The organism is Serratia ureilytica (assembly GCF_017309605.1).
GTDB classification, from domain to species: Bacteria; Pseudomonadota; Gammaproteobacteria; order Enterobacterales; family Enterobacteriaceae; genus Serratia; species Serratia ureilytica.
Map to the genome: position 1 here is coordinate 1,657,128 of NZ_CP071320.1, position 18,757 is coordinate 1,675,884.

General features: G+C 62.6%; 17 protein-coding genes. 12 read left to right on the forward strand and 5 right to left on the reverse strand.

Going from position 1 to position 18,757, the window contains the following annotated elements; all coding sequences use genetic code 11:
* Positions 1-132: 132 nt before the first annotated feature.
* The 5 genes from J0X03_RS07685 to J0X03_RS07705 all read left to right on the forward strand — a co-directional run bounded on the left by J0X03_RS07685 (position 133) and on the right by J0X03_RS07705 (position 5,172).
* On the forward strand, positions 133-1,251 hold the full coding sequence (locus J0X03_RS07685; RefSeq protein WP_016927040.1) for a branched-chain amino acid ABC transporter substrate-binding protein: 1,119 nt from the start codon (positions 133-135) through the stop codon (positions 1,249-1,251).
* Positions 1,252-1,375: 124 nt separating this feature from the next.
* Complete coding sequence (locus J0X03_RS07690; RefSeq protein WP_033643752.1) at positions 1,376-2,290, forward strand: ABC transporter permease subunit; 915 nt, start codon at positions 1,376-1,378, stop codon at positions 2,288-2,290.
* A 10-nt stretch (positions 2,291-2,300) separates the two neighbouring features.
* Positions 2,301-3,587, forward strand: coding sequence for a high-affinity branched-chain amino acid ABC transporter permease LivM (gene livM / locus J0X03_RS07695; RefSeq protein ID WP_033643751.1), 1,287 nt, complete (start codon positions 2,301-2,303; stop codon positions 3,585-3,587).
* A complete protein-coding gene (locus tag J0X03_RS07700) occupies positions 3,584-4,459 on the forward strand; it encodes an ABC transporter ATP-binding protein (protein WP_033651873.1) in 876 nt (291 codons plus the stop codon). Before livM ends, J0X03_RS07700 begins: the two co-directional genes overlap by 4 nt.
* Entirely contained in the window at positions 4,456-5,172 is a 717-nt protein-coding gene (locus tag J0X03_RS07705; RefSeq protein ID WP_033651872.1) for an ABC transporter ATP-binding protein, read from the forward strand. Before J0X03_RS07700 ends, J0X03_RS07705 begins: the two co-directional genes overlap by 4 nt.
* A 29-nt stretch (positions 5,173-5,201) precedes the next feature.
* Here the strand turns inward: J0X03_RS07705 and J0X03_RS07710 are convergent, their stop codons facing one another.
* The gene (locus J0X03_RS07710) at positions 5,202-5,621 is read right to left on the reverse strand and encodes a winged helix-turn-helix transcriptional regulator (RefSeq protein WP_042785014.1); all 420 of its coding nucleotides are present in this window, start codon (positions 5,619-5,621) and stop codon (positions 5,202-5,204) included.
* An 86-nt stretch (positions 5,622-5,707) separates the two neighbouring features.
* On the opposite strand from J0X03_RS07710, the gene J0X03_RS07715 reads away from it, so the two are divergent.
* Positions 5,708-6,640 (forward strand): aromatic alcohol reductase, encoded by a 933-nt coding sequence (locus J0X03_RS07715; RefSeq protein ID WP_089192010.1) that lies wholly within the window; start codon positions 5,708-5,710, stop codon positions 6,638-6,640.
* Between the two features lie 17 nt (positions 6,641-6,657).
* Here J0X03_RS07715 and J0X03_RS07720 read toward each other — a convergent pair whose 3' ends face one another.
* Positions 6,658-7,344, reverse strand: a complete 687-nt coding sequence (locus tag J0X03_RS07720; RefSeq protein WP_046688516.1) for an aspartyl/asparaginyl beta-hydroxylase domain-containing protein — start codon at positions 7,342-7,344, stop codon at positions 6,658-6,660.
* A gap of 260 nt (positions 7,345-7,604) precedes the next feature.
* On the opposite strand from J0X03_RS07720, the gene J0X03_RS07725 reads away from it, so the two are divergent.
* The 6 genes from J0X03_RS07725 (at position 7,605) to J0X03_RS07750 (ending at position 14,524) form a co-directional block, all read left to right on the forward strand.
* Entirely contained in the window at positions 7,605-8,795 is a 1,191-nt protein-coding gene (locus J0X03_RS07725) for a sugar transporter (protein WP_160204416.1), read from the forward strand.
* Positions 8,796-8,969: 174 nt separating this feature from the next.
* Positions 8,970-10,364 (forward strand): MFS transporter, encoded by a 1,395-nt coding sequence (locus tag J0X03_RS07730; RefSeq protein WP_170852885.1) that lies wholly within the window; start codon positions 8,970-8,972, stop codon positions 10,362-10,364.
* Positions 10,365-10,506: 142 nt separating this feature from the next.
* Positions 10,507-11,337 carry an alpha/beta fold hydrolase gene (locus J0X03_RS07735; protein WP_160204415.1) on the forward strand — a complete coding sequence of 277 codons (831 nt, stop codon included), beginning with the start codon at positions 10,507-10,509 and terminating at the stop codon, positions 11,335-11,337.
* A gap of 9 nt (positions 11,338-11,346) precedes the next feature.
* Complete coding sequence (locus J0X03_RS07740) at positions 11,347-11,772, forward strand: DoxX family protein (protein WP_160204414.1); 426 nt, start codon at positions 11,347-11,349, stop codon at positions 11,770-11,772.
* Positions 11,765-13,375, forward strand: a complete 1,611-nt coding sequence (locus tag J0X03_RS07745; protein WP_033643743.1) for an MFS transporter — start codon at positions 11,765-11,767, stop codon at positions 13,373-13,375. The genes J0X03_RS07740 and J0X03_RS07745 overlap by 8 nt, the downstream gene beginning before the upstream one ends.
* Positions 13,376-13,471: 96 nt before the next feature.
* Positions 13,472-14,524 carry an NAD(P)H-dependent flavin oxidoreductase gene (locus J0X03_RS07750; protein WP_160204413.1) on the forward strand — a complete coding sequence of 351 codons (1,053 nt, stop codon included), beginning with the start codon at positions 13,472-13,474 and terminating at the stop codon, positions 14,522-14,524.
* Positions 14,525-14,630: 106 nt separating this feature from the next.
* On the opposite strand, the gene J0X03_RS07755 is transcribed toward J0X03_RS07750, so the two are convergent.
* The 3 genes from J0X03_RS07755 to J0X03_RS07765 form a co-directional block, all read right to left on the reverse strand.
* A complete protein-coding gene (locus tag J0X03_RS07755) occupies positions 14,631-16,013 on the reverse strand; it encodes a serralysin family metalloprotease (RefSeq protein WP_160204412.1) in 1,383 nt (460 codons plus the stop codon).
* 502 nt (positions 16,014-16,515) lie between these two features.
* Positions 16,516-17,805, reverse strand: coding sequence for an alginate export family protein (locus J0X03_RS07760; protein WP_160204411.1), 1,290 nt, complete (start codon positions 17,803-17,805; stop codon positions 16,516-16,518).
* Positions 17,806-17,846: 41 nt separating this feature from the next.
* Positions 17,847-18,746, reverse strand: a complete 900-nt coding sequence (locus J0X03_RS07765) for a VOC family protein (RefSeq protein ID WP_160880172.1) — start codon at positions 18,744-18,746, stop codon at positions 17,847-17,849.
* Positions 18,747-18,757 lie beyond the last annotated feature (11 nt).

Consider the following 18,757-nt stretch of genomic DNA (forward strand, 5'->3'; position numbering starts at 1 on the left):
GCTGGATTTTTGCTTACCCATTTTTGGGGAATGCGACTGCGCTCTCAAGAAAATTATTTTCCCCGTCTACACATAAAGTGACTGATCCGCGCCCCAGGGCGTTTCGCTACAACAGTGCTGAGGAAGATAACAATGTCATCGAAATTGATAAAAAGTCCGCTCGCTGCTTTGCTCATCGGTTGTTTAGGTACGGCGTTTTCCGCGCAGGCCGATATCGTCATCGGCGTCGCTGGGCCGTTCTCCGGGCCGAACGCCACCTATGGCGATCAGTATTGGCGCGGGGCTTCGCAGGCGGCGGCGGACATCAACGCCGCCGGCGGGATCAAAGGGGAAAAAATCAAACTGGTGCAGGGGGATGACGCCTGTGAACCGAAACAGGCGGTCGCGGTTGCTAACCGGCTGGTGGATCAGGACAAGGTGTCGGCGGTGGTCGGCCACTTCTGTTCCTCATCCACCATGCCCGCCTCCGAGGTGTATGACGAGGCCGGCATCATCGCCATTACCCCCGGCTCCACCAACCCGCAGATCACCGAGCGCGGCATGAAGACCATGTTCCGCATGTGCGGGCGCGACGATCAGCAGGGGGTGATCGCCACCAACTACATGCTGGATACCCTGAAGGCCAAACGCATCGCGGTGATCCACGATAAAGACACCTACGGCCAGGGGCTGGCGGACGCCGCCAAGGCGGCAATGAACAAGCGCGGGGTTAAAGAGGTGCTGTATGAGGGGCTGTCGCGCGGCGAGAAAGACTTCAACGCCCTGGTGACCAAGATCGCCTCGGTCAAGCCGGACGTGGTCTACTTCGGCGGTTGCCATCCCGAAGCCGGGCCGCTGGTGCGCCAGATGCGCGAGCAGGGCGTGACCGCCAAGTTCTTCTCCGGCGACTGCGTGGTGACCGAAGAGCTGGTGACCGCCGCCGGCGGGCCGCAGTACACCAACGGCGTGCTGATGACCTTCGGCAACGATCCGCGCCAGATCGCGGAAGGCAAGGCGGTGATCGCCAAGTTCCGCGCCAGCGGCTTTGAGCCGGAAGGGTACACCCTTTACTCCTACGCTTCGATCCAGGCGATCGCCGCCGCCTTCAACGCCACCGGCGGCAAAGACAGCGCCAAGGCCGCCGAATGGCTGAAGTCGCACGATGTTGACACCGTGATGGGTAAAAAAGCCTGGGATCAGAAGGGCGATCTGAAGGTCTCGGATTACGTGGTCTATCAATGGGATGACAAGGGCAAATATCACCAACTGTAAACGGCCGAACATTGAGGGTGTGACCCTATGACCGACGGGCCGCCGCCTTGGCGCGCCCGTTCCGCGACTACCTTTGGGCCGCGTCGGACTGCGTTGGCGGCCTTACCAGGCGAGACTGCTCATTATGGATGTATTCTTTCTGCAACAGCTGATCAACGGCCTGACCCTCGGCGCGGTGTATGGCCTGATCGCCATCGGCTACACCATGGTTTACGGCATCATCGGCATGATCAACTTCGCCCACGGCGAGGTGTACATGATCTCCGCCTACCTGTGCGCCATCGGTCTGGCGCTGCTGTCGTTCTTCGGGCTGCAATCGTTCCCGCTGCTGATCCTCGGCACGCTGGTATTCACCATCGTCATCACCGGGGTGTACGGCTGGGTGATCGAGCGTATCGCCTACAGGCCGCTGCGCAACTCCACCCGCCTGGCGCCGCTGATCTCCGCCATCGGCATGTCGTTAATCCTGCAAAACTATGCGCAGATAAGCCAAGGGCCGCGCCAGCAGGGCATCCCGACGCTGCTGAGCGGCGTGTTCCGCCTGGAATTCGACGGCGGCGTGGTGCAGATCACTTATACCAAGGTGTTCATTCTGGTGGCGTCGCTGCTCGGCATGGCGATCCTCACCTACATCATTCAGCGCACCCGGCTGGGGCGCATCTGCCGCGCCACCCAGCAGGATCGCAAAATGGCTTCGATTCTCGGCATCAATACCGATCGGGTGATCTCGCTGGTGTTCGTGATCGGCGCCGCCATGGCCGGGCTGGCAGGGGTGCTGATCACCATGAACTATGGCACCTTCGATTTTTACGTCGGCTTTATCATCGGCATCAAGGCCTTCACCGCCGCGGTGTTGGGCGGCATCGGCTCGCTGCCGGGCGCGATGCTGGGCGGGCTGCTGCTCGGCGTGGCGGAGGCGCAGTTCGCCGGCATGGTGAATTCGGATTACAAGGACGTGTTCTCCTTCGGGTTGCTGGTGGCGATCCTGATCTTCCGCCCGCAGGGCCTGCTCGGCCGGCCGCTGGTCGCCAAGGTTTAAGGAGAACGCCATGTCGCAATCCGTAATCAACGGCGGGCTGAACGTCAAACGCAGCCTGCTGGATGCCGTTTTGGCCGGGCTGATCGCCCTGATCGTGTTCGGGCCGATCGTCGGCATCGTGCTGAACGGCTACAGCTTTAACTTCGAGCCGCACCGGCTGGTGTGGATCATCGTCGCGGTGATGGCCGGGCGGCTGCTGCTGAGCCTGTTCCTGCAAACCGCGCCGGGCCGCAAGGTGCTGGCGCGCTTCGACGGCGGCAACGACGGCGTGTACGTACGTCCGCTGGGCTATAAATCCAATCTGCGCTGGTTCCTGCCACTGATGGCGGCGATCGCGCTGCTGTTCCCGTTCGTCGCCACCAAATATCTGCTGACGGTGGCGATCCTCGGCCTGATCTACGTGCTGCTCGGACTGGGGCTGAACATTGTGGTCGGGTTGGCGGGGCTGCTCGATCTGGGGTACGTGGCGTTTTACGCCATCGGCGCCTACGGGCTGGCGTTGGGCTACCAGTATCTCGGGCTCGGTTTTTGGGCGATGCTGCCGCTCGGGGCGCTGATGGCGGCGTTGGCAGGCGCGCTGCTGGGCTTTCCGGTGCTGCGCATGCACGGCGACTATCTCGCCATCGTCACGCTCGGGTTCGGCGAGATCATCCGGCTGGTGCTGAACAACTGGATGTCGCTCACCGGCGGGCCGAACGGCATTTCGGTGCCGGCGCCGACAGTGTTCGGCCTGGAGTTCGGCCGGCGCGCTAAAGACGGCGGGGTGCCGATCCACGAGTTTCTCGGCATCGATTACAATCCTAATCTCAAGTTCATCTTCATCTACGCGATGCTGTTTTTGGTGGTGCTGCTGGTGCTGTACATCAAGCACCGGCTGACGCGCATGCCGATCGGCCGCGCCTGGGAGGCGCTGCGCGAGGACGAGATCGCCTGCCGCTCCCTCGGGCTGAACCACGTGCTGGTGAAGCTATCGGCGTTTATGCTGGGCGCTTCCACCGCCGGGCTGGCGGGGGTGTTTTTCGCCACTTACCAGGGGTTCGTCAACCCGACCTCGTTCACCTTCTTCGAGTCGGCCCTGATCCTGGCGATCGTGGTGCTGGGCGGCATGGGCTCCACCCTCGGCGTGGTGCTGGCGGCCTTTGTGCTGACGGTGGCGCCGGAGCTGCTGCGCAGCTTCGCCGAATACCGGGTGCTGCTGTTTGGCGTGCTGATGGTGGCGATGATGATCTGGCGGCCGCGCGGTCTGGTGCGCATCAGCCGCGCCAGCTTTGCGGAACGCAAGGGGGTGGCGCCATGAGCGACGCCATTTTGCGGGTGGAACACCTGATGATGCGCTTTGGCGGCATCAAGGCGCTGAACGACGTCAATCTGGAGGTGGAGCGCGGTTCCATCACCGCCCTGATCGGCCCCAACGGCGCCGGCAAGACCACGGTGTTCAACTGCCTGACCGGTTTCTATCGCGCCACCGGCGGCGCGATCCTGCTCAATACCCACAAGCGGCCAACCGATGTGATCCAGGTGCTGGGGCAGAAGTTCCGCGCCGGCGACTGGATACGCCCGAAGCGGCTCGGTTCGCGCCTCTATTACAAGATGTTCGGCGGCACCCACCTGGTCAACCGCGCCGGGCTGGCGCGCACCTTCCAGAATATCCGCCTGTTCCGCGAAATGTCGGTGGTGGAGAACCTGCTGGTGGCGCAGCACATGCAGAGCAACCGCAATCTGATCGCCGGGGTGCTGAATACGCCGGGCTACCGTCGGGCGGAAAGCGCCGCGCTCGATCACGCCTTCTACTGGCTGGAGGTGGTGGATCTGGCGGACTGCGCCAACCGGCTGGCGGGGGAGATGTCCTACGGCCAGCAGCGGCGGCTGGAGATCGCGCGCGCCATGTGCACCGCGCCGGAGATGATCTGCCTCGACGAACCGGCCGCCGGGCTGAACCCGGTGGAGACGGCCGCGCTGAGCCGCATCATCCGCTTCCTGCGCCGGGATCACGGCATCACGGTGCTGCTGATCGAGCATGACATGGGCATGGTAATGGAGATCTCCGATCGGGTGATCGTGCTCGATCACGGCGATGTGATCGCTCGCGGCACGCCGCAGGAGATTCAGCACAACGAGGCGGTGATCGCCGCTTACCTGGGCGCGGACGAAGAGGAGCTGGCGGGATGAGCGAAGCGATGTTGGAATTTCGCGAGGTCGATGTGTTTTACGGGCCGATCCAGGCGCTGCGCCAGGTGTCGCTGCAGGTGAACGCCGGGGAGACGGTGGCGCTGATCGGCGCCAACGGCGCGGGCAAGTCCACGCTGTTGATGTCGATCTTCGGTCAGCCGCGCATCGCCGGCGGGCAGATCCTGTTTCGCGGCGAGGACATCAGCCGCCGCTCCACGCACTTTGTTGCCAGCAGCGGCATCGCGCAGGCGCCGGAGGGGCGGCGCATCTTTCCGGACATGAGCGTGGAGGAGAACCTGCTGATGGGCACCATCACTGTCGGCAATCGCTACCTGGAAGAGGATTTACCGCGCATGTTCGAGCTGTTTCCGCGCCTGAAAGAGCGGCGCAACCAGCGGGCGATGACCATGTCCGGCGGCGAACAGCAGATGCTGGCGATCGCCCGCGCGCTGATGAGCCGGCCGAAGCTGTTGCTGCTGGATGAGCCGAGCCTGGGGCTGGCGCCGATCGTGGTGCGGCAGATCTTCGGGGTGCTGCGCGAACTGACCCGCAGCGGCATGACGCTGTTTCTGGTGGAGCAGAACGCCAACCATGCGCTGAAACTGTCCGATCGCGGCTATGTGATGGTCAACGGCCAGATCCGCCTCACCGGCAGCGGGGAAGAACTGTTGAACGATCCGCAGGTGAGAAAGGCGTATCTGGGCGGCGGCTGACAGCCGCCTGCGGGCAGGGAAGCCCGCGTTCATTTTTCGGCGTCGCGCTCTTGGCCATCGTAGTGCGAGCGGGCTGCCCTGAAGGCGTCGGCGGAGGAGATAATCCACGACCAGAGCGGTAGCATGTTGAGCAGCATTTCTTCCCCCGCCTCGGTGATGGTGTAAACCACGCGGGGCAGTTTTTCCTGATAATCGCAGCGCGATATCAACCCATCCCGCTCGAGATGGCGCAGCGTCCGCGTCAGCATTCTCTGCGTCACGCCCGCTAATTGGCGGCCTAGTTCGCCGTGGCGCAGCGGCCCGTGGGTGCCCAGGAGATGCAATACGCCCAGCGACCAACGGTTGCCCGCATGCGCGAGGATCTCGCGCTTCAATCCTTCATCGTCGTTGCTCAATGCTTCACAGAACGCTTGCGAAAATTGCAGCAGCGCTTCCCGATCGCTCGTCATATTCCTCCCCGGTATCACGCGTGTACCTAATTGAACCCGTTTTTGTCAGCTGTCAGGATGACGCAGTGTCAAGACAGGAGGCAAGCATGAAATCCACAAATCCATCCATCAATACCGTGCTCATACTCGGCGCCGGCGAACTGGGGCTGCCGGTACTGCGAGCGATGAGCCGGCAGGCTCGGTTATCTCCATCTTTAAAAATCAGCGTACTGCTCCGGCCGGAGGCCGCCCGCGCCGTGAGCGGCCCGCTCCGGGCGCGGCGGGATGAGCTGGCGCGGCTCGGGATCGCCGTGGTGGAAGGCGATCTGCAGCAAAGCGGGGTGGAGGCGCTGAGCGTGCTGCTGCGTGGCTTTGATGCGGTAATCAACTGCAGCGGCTTCGTTGGCGGGGCGGGCACGCAGATAAAGATCACCCAGGCCGTTTTGCAGGCCGGCGTGGCGCGCTACTTCCCGTGGCAGTTCGGCGTGGACTACGATGTCGTCGGTAAAGGCAGCGGGCAGCCGGTGTGGGATGAACAGCTCGAGGTGCGTCACCTGCTGCGCGCGCAGAGCGCAACGGAGTGGGTGATTGTTTCCACGGGCATTTTCACCAGCTACCTGTTTGACTCGGGTTTTGGCGTGGTGGATGCGGAACGCAAAACCGTGCGCGCGCTGGGCGATTGGCAGTATGCGGTGACGCTGACCACTCCCGAGGACATTGGCCGGCTGACGGCCGCGATTTTTTTCCATCGGCCCGCGTTTCGCAACCAGGTGGTCTATATCGCCGGGGACACGCTGACCTACCGTGAGCTTGCCGATCTTATGCAGGCGCACTGGGGCGTGGAGGTCAACAGAGTCCTGTTGGACAAAGAGCGGCTGCAGGCGGAGGTGCGGAATCATCCGCATGACGTCGGCGCGAAATACCGGTTGGCTTTCGCCCGACCCGACGGCGTGGCCTGGGATAAGGCGAACACCTTCAATGCGCGCCAGGGCATGGCCGCCACCACCGCCGGCCAGTGGCTGGCTTCTCAGGGTGGTTAATCGCCTGTGCGCCGCAGTCAGAACTGGCGCTGCATCCAGCGCACGTTCAGCCGCACCAGCGCGATGATGGCTCTGGAGAGCAGCCGCAGCCCGCCGGGCATGTCGCGGCGGCGAATGTCCAGCAGCAGCACGGTGCGCACCTGCGGGCTGTCGTTCCATACCTCGTGTTCGAAGGTATCGTCCCACAGCATGAACTCCCCTTCGCGCAGCCGGTATTCGCGGCCATCCACCTTCAGCACCGCCGCCGGCGCGCCGTCGGCGCGTTTGGGCATGTCCAGCACCAGATAGCCGCGCAGAATGCCGCGGAACGGGCCGCGATGGGGCGGCACCTGTTTGCCGGGCGCCAGGAAGGAGAGCGACGCGGACAGCACGTCCGGCGAGGAGGCGATCAGCGCCGCCAGCGTCGGGCAGCGTGCCAGGTTGCGGGGGATGGGCTGGCCATAGGCCTTCATGATGAACATGCGCCAGTCGCGCGCGTCGTTGGCGGAGATGGACGCCTGCTGGCTCATGATCTCGTGGAAGCGCGGGATATTGTGCAGATCGTGGGCGACCGTCAGCGCCTCTTCGCGGATCTGCCGCCATTGGGCGGTAAAGCGTTCGGCGTCGGGGAAGAGGGCCGCGCTGTCGAGCACCGGCTGGCCCTGGATGCGGCGATCGTAAACATTGCGCAGGGCAAGTACGGACCAATCATAAATCGCGGACATCATAATGACCTCGCCTCAGGAAACGCCAAAGGGACACTGCGCGGGTCTTCGGCGCGGCGCGTGGACGGCCGGGGAAGAGCGGCAGGAAAAATTGGTACGCTTCAATAGATTAGCACAGCATTTTGGCAACCGTGCGTCGGTGAGCGTGTCGATGGGCGGTGAAAAAAACCACACAATTAAAATGTGACGCGTATCGCATTTAGCGGGCCGGTTGGTTAAAATATCGCGACTTGCCCGCACCTGTCCGGATTTTTTTTACCATGGAACACGCTCCCGTTTCCCGCTCAACCGCCTGGTTGCGCGTGGTCATCCTCGCCGTCTCGGCCTTTATATTCAACACCACCGAGTTTATTCCGGTCGGTCTGCTGAGCGATATCGCCGCCAGCTTTTCGATGCAAACCGAACAGGTCGGCTTGATCATTACCATTTACGCCTGGATCGTCGCCGCCGCCTCGCTGGCGTGCATGCTGCTGACCAGCAAGATCGAGCGCCGCAAACTGTTGATCGGCGTGTTCATGCTGTTTATCGCCAGCCACATACTGACCGCCGTGGCCTGGAACTTTACCACGCTGGTTATCTCGCGCGCCGGCGTGGCGCTGGCGCACTCGGTGTTCTGGTCGATCACCGCCTCGCTGGCGATCCGCGTGGCGCCGCCGGGCAAGAAAGCCCAGGCGCTGAGCCTGCTGGCGGGCGGCACCGCGCTGGCGATGGTGCTCGGGTTGCCGCTCGGGCGGGTGGTGGGGCAGTTGCTCGGCTGGCGCATGACCTTTATCGGCATCGCGGTGTGCGCCACCCTGGCGCTGGTGCTGCTGTGGCGCCTGTTGCCGGTGCTGAAAAGCGAGCACTCCGGTTCGCTGGCCAGCGTGCCGCTGCTGTTCAAGCGCCCGGCGCTGATGGCGCTTTACATGCTGACCATCATTGTGGTGACGGCGCACTTCACCGCCTACAGCTACATCGAGCCGTTTATCCAGACCGTGGCCGGGCTGTCGGATAACTTCACCACGCTGATGCTGTTGCTGTTCGGCGCCGCCGGCATCGTCGGCAGCCTGCTGTTCAGCCGCTACAGCGAGCGTTTTCCTTCCGGCTTCTTTATCGGCGCCATTACGCTGCTGGCCTTGAGCCTGCTGCTGCTGTTGCCGGCCGCCGGCAGCGAAAGCCATCTGACGGTGCTGTGCATCTTTTGGGGCATGGCGATCATGGCGATCGGCCTGTCGATGCAGGCCAGGGTTTTGAGCCTGGCGCCGGACGCCACCGACGTGGCGATGGCGATCTTCTCCGGCCTGTACAACTTCGGCATCGGCAGCGGCGCGCTGCTGGGCAATCAGGTGAGCCTGCATCTGGGCATGGGCAACATCGGCTTCGTCGCCGCGCCGCTGGCGCTGATCGCCCTCGGCTGGTGCTTGCTGAGCGCCTACCGCAGCGAACGGCTGCAGCACCACCACAGCCGTTAACCTGCCGATTCGGGATGCCGCTGCGGCATCCCGCGCTACATTTTCCTGCTATAAAACAGGCTGCTGCAGCGTTTTATGCTTAACTTTTTTTCATAGTCTGCTAATTAAAAATTTAACTCCGACGCCGCTTCGCTAGCATAGAAAGTCATCAAAAATGTTAATGCGAGGTTAACGGTGAGTGACTCTGTAGCGGCGTCGCCGATCCATGCGCGGGATTTGGCGGCCAGAATCGACGCCTTGCCCGCGTCGGCCGGCCTGTGGCGCTTTATCATTCTGCTGTCGCTGGGCGGCTTTTTCGAACTCTACGATCTGTTCCAGACCGGCTATATCAGCACCGGCCTTATCGCCGACGGCATTTTCCACACCGGCGCGCAGGGCGTCTTCGGCGTGTCGGATCAGGCGGCCTTCGCCTCCGCCACCTTTCTCGGCCTGTTCGTCGGCGCCAGCCTGCTGAGCCCGTACGCCGATCGCTTCGGCCGGCGCGCCACCTTCATGTTCGCCCTGATCTGGTATGGCGCCTTCTCGCTGCTGCTGGCGTTTCAACAGCAGGCGGAGTGGGTGATCTTTCTGCGCTTTCTGGTGGGCGTCGGGCTCGGCATTGAGCTGGTGACCATCGATACCTACCTGACGGAGTGGGTGCCCGCGCATCTGCGCACCCGGGCTTTCGCCTTCGCGTTCTTCGTGCAGTTCCTGTCGGTGCCGGCGGTGGCGCTGATGTCCTGGTGGCTGGTGCCGCAGACGATTTGGGGCCTGAGCGGCTGGCGCTACGTGGTGATCGCCGGCGCGCTGGCTTCGCTGGTGATTTGGCTGGTGCGCAAGGGGCTGCCGGAGTCGCCGCGCTGGCTGGTGCAGCAGCGGCGCTATGCGCAGGCCCGGCAGGTGATGCGGGATATGGAGCGGCGCTGCGGCGTGGCAGCCACGGACTTCCCGTCGCGCCCGGTTGACGATGCCGAGGGCGCGCCGCTGCGCGGCCGCTTTCGCGATATCTGGGCGCCGCAGTATCGCGATCGCACGCTGATGCTGGTGGTGATGAATTTCTTTCAGGCCATCGGCTTCTTCGGCTTCGGCAACTGGCTGCCAGCGCTGCTGTCGGGCAAGGGCGCTTCGGTCACCCACAGCCTGCTGTACGCTTTCTTCATCACGCTGGCCTACCCGCTGGGCTCGCTGCTGTGCAGCTTCTACGCCGACAAGATGGAGAATAAGTGGCAGATCGTGTTGTCTTGCCTGGTGACGGTGATCTTCGGCTCGCTGTTCGCGCTGCAGAACAACCCGCTGTGGCTGATCCTGTGCGGCTTCTTCATCACCTGGTCCAACGCCTGGCTGACCTACAGCTACCACTCCTATCAATCCGAGATCTTCCCGACCCACATCCGCGCCCGCGCCGTCGGTTTCTGCTACTCCTTCAGCCGGCTGTCGACGGTGTTCAGCAGCATCATTATCGGCATTATCTTGCAGTACGGCGGTTCGCTGGGGGTGATCGCGTTTATCGTCGCCAGCATGCTGATCGTGATGCTGGTGATCGGGCTGTTCGGCCCGAAAACGCGCGGCATCGATCTGGAAAACATCTGACGTTTTGCGCCGGCGGCGACGCCGGCCTCTTCAGCAAAAAAACTCGCGATCATGCGAAAATTATTCCGTTATCACTGCCTTTGCGCCTGCCGTACTGTTAACCCGTCCAAAATCCAATTCGATACCGAGCGGGGAACACGTCATGAGCACTCTTACCGCGCCCGATGGCGCACGCATTTTCTATAAGGATTGGGGCCGCGGCCAGCCGATCCTGTTCTCGCACGGTTGGCCGCTGTCCGCCGATGCCTGGGACAACCAGATGCTGTTTTTCGGCCAGAGCGGGTTCCGCGTGATCGCCCACGATCGCCGCGGCCACGGCCGTTCTGATCAAACCTGGCACGGCAACGACATCAACCAATACGCCGACGATCTGGCCCTGCTGATCGAAACGCTGGATCTGCGCGATCTGATCCTGGTCGGCCATTCCACCGGCGGCGGCGAAGTGGCGCGCTACATCGGCCGTCACGGCAGCGATCGGGTGGCGAAGGTGGTGCTGGTCGGCGCCGTACCGCCGCTGATGCTGCAGACGCCGGTCAACACAGAGGGCACGCCGATGGCGGCGTTCGACGGCATTCGCAGCGGCGTGGCGGGCAACCGCTCGCAGTTCTTCAAAGAGCTGGCGGTGCCGTTCTATGGCTTCCACTGCGACGAGGTGGAGAGCAACGCGGGGCTGATCGACAGCTTCTGGCTGATGGGCATGCAGGGCGGCGTGAAAGGGCAATACGACTGCGTGCGCGCGTTCTCCGAAGTGGATTACACCGCCGATCTGCTGGCGATCGACAAGCCGACGCTGCTGGTGCACGGCGACGCCGATCAGATCGTGCCGATCGGCGCCTCGGCGCTGAAAGCCGCTAAGCTTATGCAACAGGCGGAGCTGAATGTTTACGCCGGCGGCTCTCACGGTTTGGCGCAGGCCGATCCCGATCGCTTCAACGCCGATCTGCTGGCCTTCATCCAGAATTCGCCGTTTTAAGGGGGCGCGATGAACCTGACTGTTATCGTCGCCCGCTGCGCGCAGCGGCTGCACGCGCCTGCGGTGCGCTGGGTGCTGCTGCTCGCGATCTGCGCCGCCTATATTCAGGGCGGGCTGGTCAAGGCGCTGAACGTTGAGGGCGCCATCGCCGAGATGGCCCACTTCGGCCTGCAGCCGGCGGCGCTGTTCGCCGTGCTGGTGACGCTGCTGGAACTGGCGGCGTCGGCGCTGATCCTGAGCGGTTTTTATCGCTGGCTCGGCGCGTTGGCGCTGGCCGGTTTTACCCTGATGGCGACGCTGATGGCCAATCCGTTCTGGCAGTTCGACGGGGCGGAGCGCGGCCAGATGATGAACGGATTTTTTGAACACCTCGGGCTGGCCGGCGCGCTGTTGCTGGTGGCATTTAACGATTTGAAGGAGCGAACGGATGGCTGAACAGACGGAAAACAAGGCGGCGGCGGGCGGCTTCGCGCCGCTGAAAATTCCATTATTTGCGGTGCTGTGGGGCGCCACGGTGCTCGGCAACGTCGGCAGTTTCATGCGCGACGTCGCCAGCTCGTGGCTGATCACCGACCTGTCGAGCAACCCTTCGGCGGTGGCGTTGATGCAAACCGCCGCCACGCTGCCGGTGTTCCTGCTGGCCATCCCGGCCGGGGTGCTGTCGGACATTCTCGATCGGCGACGCTTTCTGATCTTCGTGCAAATTCTGCTGGCCTGCGTCAGCGGCAGCCTGTTGCTGCTGTCGCAGACCGGCGCGCTGACGGTGGAATACCTGCTGGCGCTGACCTTCGTCGGCGGTATCGGCGCGGCGCTGATGGGGCCGACCTGGCAGGCGATCGTGCCGGAGCTGGTGCCGCGCGCCGAGCTGAAAAACGCCGTGGCGCTGAACTCGCTGGGCATCAACATCGCCCGCTCCATCGGCCCGGCGGCCGGCGGTTTGCTGCTGGCCAGCTTCGGTGCCGGCGCGGCCTACGGCGCGGACGTGATGAGCTATGTGCTGGTGATCGCGGCGCTGCTGTGGTGGAAGCGGCCGAAGGTTGAGGACAGCGGCCTGTCGGAACACTTCTTCGGCGCCTTCCGCGCCGGGCTGCGCTATGCCCGTTCCAGCCGCGAGCTGCACGTGGTGCTGCTGCGGGCGGCGGTGTTCTTCGCCTTCTCCAGCTCGGTTTGGGCGCTGCTGCCGCTGGTGGCGCGCCGCATGCTGGGCGGCAGCGCCGGTTTTTACGGCGTCCTGCTGGGGGCGGTGGGCGCCGGGGCGATCCTTGGGGCTATTGTGCTGCCGCGTCTGCGCCAGCGGCTGAACGCCGACGGGCTGGTGTTGCTGGCGGCGGTGCTGACGGCGGCGGTAATGGCGGCCCTGTCGCTGGCGCCGCCGCAGTGGTTGGCGGTGGTGCTGCTGCTGGTGCTGGGCGCCGGCTGGATTATTGCGCTGACCACGCTCAACGGCGCGGCGCAGGGCGTGCTGCCTAACTGGGTGCGCGGCCGCGGCCTGGCCATCTATCTGATGGTGTTCAACGGCGCGATGGCGGCGGGCAGCCTGTTGTGGGGGCTGGTGGCGCAGGAGCTGGGCGTGGCCGCCACGCTGCTGGTCGGCGGCGTCGGCCTGTTGGCGGCGGGGCTGCTGTTCCACCGCCTGCGTCTGCCGACCGGTGAGGCCGATCTGCAGCCGTCGAACCATTGGCCGGAGCCGTTGGTTAACACGCCGGTCGAGAACGATCGCGGCCCGGTGATGATTCAGGTGGAGTACCGCATTCGCGAGCAGGATCGGCCGCAGTTCTTGCGCACGCTGCTGATGCTGGAGCGGGCGCGTCGCCGCGATGGCGCTTACGCCTGGGGCATCACCGAGCACACCGGCGATCCGGAATGCATCATGGAGTGGTTCCTGGTGGAATCCTGGGCGGAGCATCTGCGGCAGCACCAGCGGGTATCGCACGCCGACGCCGATCTGCAGCAGGAGGCGCTGCGCTTCCATATCGGCCCTGAGAAACCGGTGGTGCATCACTTCCTGTCGCTCGACCGGCGTCAGGTGAAGCATTAACTGCACGGCCAGGCGGTGAGAAGGTGCTATGCTTTTGGTCGGTTCGGCGGCGCGGCCGCCGTAAGACGAATGTAGTCAGCACAGGGAGACATATTGATGACGGCACCTTCTGCTTTTGCCCGCGAGCTTGGGCTGCGCTATCCGATCGTTCAGGGGCCGATGAACGGCGCGTCGCCGCCGGCGCTGGCGGTGGCGGTGAGCAACGCCGGGGCGCTGGGATCGTGCGCGGCGGCGCTGTTTTCCCCGGCGGTGATCCTCGAGCGCGTGCAGCAGATCCGCGCGCAGACCGCCGCGCCGTTCAACATCAATCTGTTTCTGCTCGATGAGCAGCACCCGGATCTCGCCGAGCTCAAGCGCGCCCAGCACCTGCTGCGGCCGTTCCGCGAAGCGCTGGGGCTGAGTGAGCCGCCCATGCCGACCCAATTCGCCGAAAACAACCGCGAACAGATCGCGGCCCTGCTGGAGGCTGCACCGCCGGTGGTCAGCTTCACCTTCGGCGTGCTGCCGCGCGCGACGGTCACGCAGTTCAAGAAGGCCGGTTCGCGGGTGATCGGCACCGCCACCACGGTGGCGGAAGCCCGCGCCTGGGAAGAGGCGGGCGCCGACTTCGTCTGCGTCTCGGGCGCGGAGGCGGGCGGCCACCGCCCGACCTTCCTTGGCGATATCGAACAGTCCTGCGTCGGCCTGATGGCCCTGCTGCCGCAGGTGGTGGCGGCGGTGAAGATCCCGGCGATCGCCGCAGGCGGCATCATGAACGGGCGCGGCATCGCGGCGGCACAATTGCTGGGCGCGCAGGCGGCGCAGCTGGGCACCGCGTTTCTGTGCAGCCCGGAGTCGGGCATCGCCGAAGCCTGGCGAGCGGCGCTGCGCAACGCCGGCGATGACAGCACGCGCCTGACGCGTGCCTTCAGCGGCCGCCCGGCGCGCGGCATCGTCAATGATTTCATGCGGCAGATGCGCGCGGAAGAGGCGCAGATCCTGCCTTATCCGGTGCAGAACGCGCTCACCGGCGATATTCGCCAGGCGGCGGCCAAGGCCGGACGCGCGGAGTTTATGTCGCTGTGGGCCGGGCAGGGCGTGGGCCTGGCGCGGCCGATGCCGGCGGCGGAGCTGGTCGCCACGCTGGCGGCGGAGCTGGAAGCGGTGTGACCTCGTCGGCGCGATTTATTGCTGTGGCAATGTAAAAAGACGCCGGGGTGAGGCCTGAGAGAGATAAACAGTCCGGCGTGAAGGCCGGACTGCGGGTTTGCCTTGGCTAGACGAGAATATCGGCGGAAGCGTCGACATGCCCAATGATTTTGACAAGGAAATCAGGCAATTGATTGCCGGAGAGATTGATGGCCAGATCGGTGACATTCTGCTGCGCGTCATAATTCAGCGCCGCTTCATACAACGAGCCGCTTAAACTATCCACGAAGTGCAATTCGCTCCCTTCGGCCTTAGCCGTCTGGTTGAGCCACGACAGGTCGATTTTATCCACCGCCGTCTGGAAATCGCGGATCCAATCCGGCGCGGCGGCTTGGCTGTCGCCGGCTTCGCGGAAGACGAAGGTGTCCGCGCCTGCATTGCCCCAGAGCTGATCGGCGCCGCCGGCACCGTAAATGATGTCGTTGCCTGCACCGCCTTTTAACGTATTGTTCAGCGCGTTGCCCACAAGAATGTCGGCGCCGCTGCCGCCGATGATATTTTCAATCTGCGCGCCGTAGGCGATGGCGATATTCGCCTTCAAGCCGCCGACATCAGAGAATGCGCCTTCGTTAATGTTGATGCGCTGATCCTGGCTGTAGCCTGAAAAATCCAGCGTGTCATTGCCGCCGGCATCCCAGATAGCCGCCACGATTTTGTCCGTGGACGCCTTAACGCTCAAAAAGTCTCGGTCCGTATTCGAGTTGAAACCATAGGTGGTATCGCCGGTGCGCGTGGTGGTATTCGCGCCGTAAAGCTTCTGTATGGCGGTAATATCATCCAGCTGCGGCCCCGATGGCCAAACGCCTTTATAGTCAGCGCTGGTGTATTGTTCGTTAAAATAGCTCATCAGAGAATATTGATGGTCGTCTTCATAATACTTCGCCGAGTTGGCGTAGGTGGGGTAGGTGGCATTTGACGCATCATAATTGCCGGGATGAGAAAGCCCCAACGCATGCCCTATTTCATGAGTCAGCGTATCCCTGGCGTAGTTATTGGTTTGCGGATTGGAGGCGTCGTAGCCGTTATTGCCGCTGATCCAAATGGTGCTTTTTAGATTGCTCTGCGTACTTTCATACGAGGTGTAATTGCCCCCGCTGGCCGCCTTATAAAAACCAAACTTGATATCTGCATTTTTCGCGTCGTTGCCTTTAACCTCGGTGAACGTGATGTTGGCCACATCCGACCAGGATTGCAATGAAAGCTTGGTTTGGGCTTGCTGGGCGGCGGTAAGCTGCGCGGCGCCCGTCTTGTCGCTGCCCGTATAGACGGGGAAAGAGTAGGTCAAGGTAGCCGCATGGTCGGTCACGCCTTTGCCATTGGCGGAATAATGGCTCCTCAGCAGCAGATCTGAAACCTCTTGCGTGGTATATGACGGTTTACTGCTCCCCGCGTGATCGCCTCTTTCATAACGGGTTAAATAATCGGAAATCTTATCGGTCGCTAATGACATATCAAACTCCTTTGGACGTTGACAATATTGCACCTAACGCTCTATATGCTCGTACACAGGTTTGAAAATCAGGGGGTAATTAAAGTGATATCATTGGCTTGCCTCCTTGGTCCGGCTTGAATATTGCGTTCAAGCGGAATATATCCTTATCATTAATCACGGTGAGGAATTAATTGTGCACTGTGATTGAGTTAAAGCAGTATAAACACAATTATTTTATTAATGAGTTATTCTTATATGAATCTTTTACATAAGATATGAGTAAAAGACGTGTTTAAATAACTCGTTGGAATTAAATCTTTATTTAATATTTCTCTGTAATCGGCGCGCGGCGTTTGCGTCGCTGATTTATCTTTCTGCTTTTCCAGCTTTTTATCTGTGAAATGCGGTGAGTAGCCGCCATTGCCGTAACGCATAGAGGCGGCCGCACGCCGGCTGTCGTCATTAATCGGATACGGGATTATTGAGGGCGCCCGCGTACACCGATTAACTTGCCTGATACTTAAAAACTGTAGGTGCCCTGCGCCAGGACGAAGTTCATGTTTTTTAGCCCGGCATGGTGCTGCAGGCTGTTGCTGACGTCGAAGTAGACATAGGCCACCTTGAACTGAAGATCGCTGCGCGGTGTCCAGGTTGTTTCGACCTGATACTGGTTGCCGATAAAGCGCGAGCCTTGCGCGCTGCCTTTCACCGGGCGCATCGGCCCGAGGTATAAGGCATCCTCGCGGCGTTGCCGCCATAACGCGTCCCAGCTGAAGTCGATGGACAGAGTTTGCCACGGCGTGATCGTGACCGAAGGATGGATGGCGATCAGGTTCGCCGGCGCCACCAGCCCGTTCTCGGTCAGGTAGGGCAGCTTGGGGTACATGGCGTTAAAGGTATTGAGCTGCCCGTCGTGACCGTTTTTGTCGCCGCTGGCGATACCGATTTTGCCGCCAAAGCGCGGCCGCCAGCGCCAGTCGTTCGCCGTATAGCCGGCGTGCGCCGACGCCGACCAGGCGCGGATGTCGCGCTGTTCCGCGCTGCCGAACTGCCAGGCGGCCTCATTGTCCCAGTCGAAGCCCTGCGCCGCGCCGAAAATGCGCGCGCCGACGGTGTAGCGCCGCTCTTGCCCGCTGAGCTGCGCGTAGTGAGCGTCGTTATCTTCAAAGCCGAAGGTATAAAGATCGAGCGAGGAAGCCAGCGGCGTCAGCGGTGTGGTGCCGTACAGCCCCCATACCTTTTGGCTGTTGTCGGTATCGTCGTCGAAACTGCCGGTTTTGAGCGTAATGGGGTGGCCGATAAAGGCGTCGAGGCGGTTTTTGTCCTTGACCCAACTGGCGCGGATAGCGTCGAAGGAGCGGCGTACGTTGGGCCCGTCGCGGGTGCCCAGCAGGTGCAGCGAGCCCAGCGCAATCTCTTGGCGGCCGATCCGCAGGGTGCCGAGGCCGTAGGCGGTGGGCAGTTTCATATCCACATAGCCCTGGCCGAGGTAGGCATGATCTTCGTCGGTCGGCTTGCGCCCGCGGTCGCGCGGCGTGGCCAGCGACGATCCCACCTGCACATAGGCGCCGATATAGTCGCCGTAGTCGAGGCGCGCGCCAACCAGCAAGCGCTGCATGAAGGTGTCGTCGCGTCCGCCGTTCAGATCCCGCTGATCCGTCCATTCATAGCGCTCGCGCAGTGAACCGTCGAAAGACAACGTGGCCGCATCGCCCAACGGGATGTTTTTCCAGGGGGAAGCGGCGGGCTCCGCCGCCAGCGCGGGGAGCGTGGAGAACAGCAACAGTGCGGGTAGCGTGCGTTTCATCATGGATATCCGAAGAAAAAAGCGCGCCGCAGCGCGCCTTGGGTTTATTTAGCCGTCTGGTGAATTTCGGCGATATAGCCGCCGGGGAAGCTCACCAGCGCCGAGGCGCGGCGTTCCGCCGCCGTCGAACGCCACAGCACCTGCGCGCCGCTGGCCGTCGCTTTGGCCAGCGTGGCCGACAGATCGTCGACGCCATAGCCGGTGCGCTCATGGCCGAACGGATAAGGCAGATGCCCGTCGGTGACGAAAATGCGCGTTTTGCCGAAGCGGGAGTCCAGTTCGATCTGGCGGATCTTGCCGTTGCCGTTACGGCCGATCGCCGCATCGCTGACTTGCGCGTCGCTCGCCACCTTGGCGTGCGAGAATGCCCGATAGCTGTTAAGGAAGTCGTCGACGCGATAGGCGGAGAGGTACAGGCGGTTTTCCGGCACGCTCAGCAGCGGCTTGTAGTTGGGCGCTTTGGTGTGCCAATAAAGCTGCATGTTGACGCCGCCGGGCCACTGGATCACCGCGTCGCGGCCAATCGGATCGTCGAAGGGTTCGACCTGCACATCGGCGCCGGCGGCCTTGGCTTGCTGAATGGCGGCGTCCATATCCCTGACCAGAAAACCGTTGCGCTCAGCGCCAAACGGATGCGGGATCGGCGTTTTGAAATCGAACACCGAGAAGCTGCCGGCCGGCGTCAGTATCAGCTGGGAGTAGGTTTCGCTGGGCGTGGGCGTGACGTTGACCAGCACGCGTTCGGTGCGGGTGCCGCCGAAGGTTTTCAGGATGCTGTCGACAAAGGCATCCATCTTGCCGCGTTCGACGTAGACATGGGTGGTGTCATACTGCGGCCCTACGGCGACAGACGCCGTATCGGCCGCCCATGACATCGCCGGGAGCAGCAGAGCAAGGGCCGATATTCTCAGCCGACGAGAAGAAATGCCGATAATATGTTGCATGTTGACCTCCA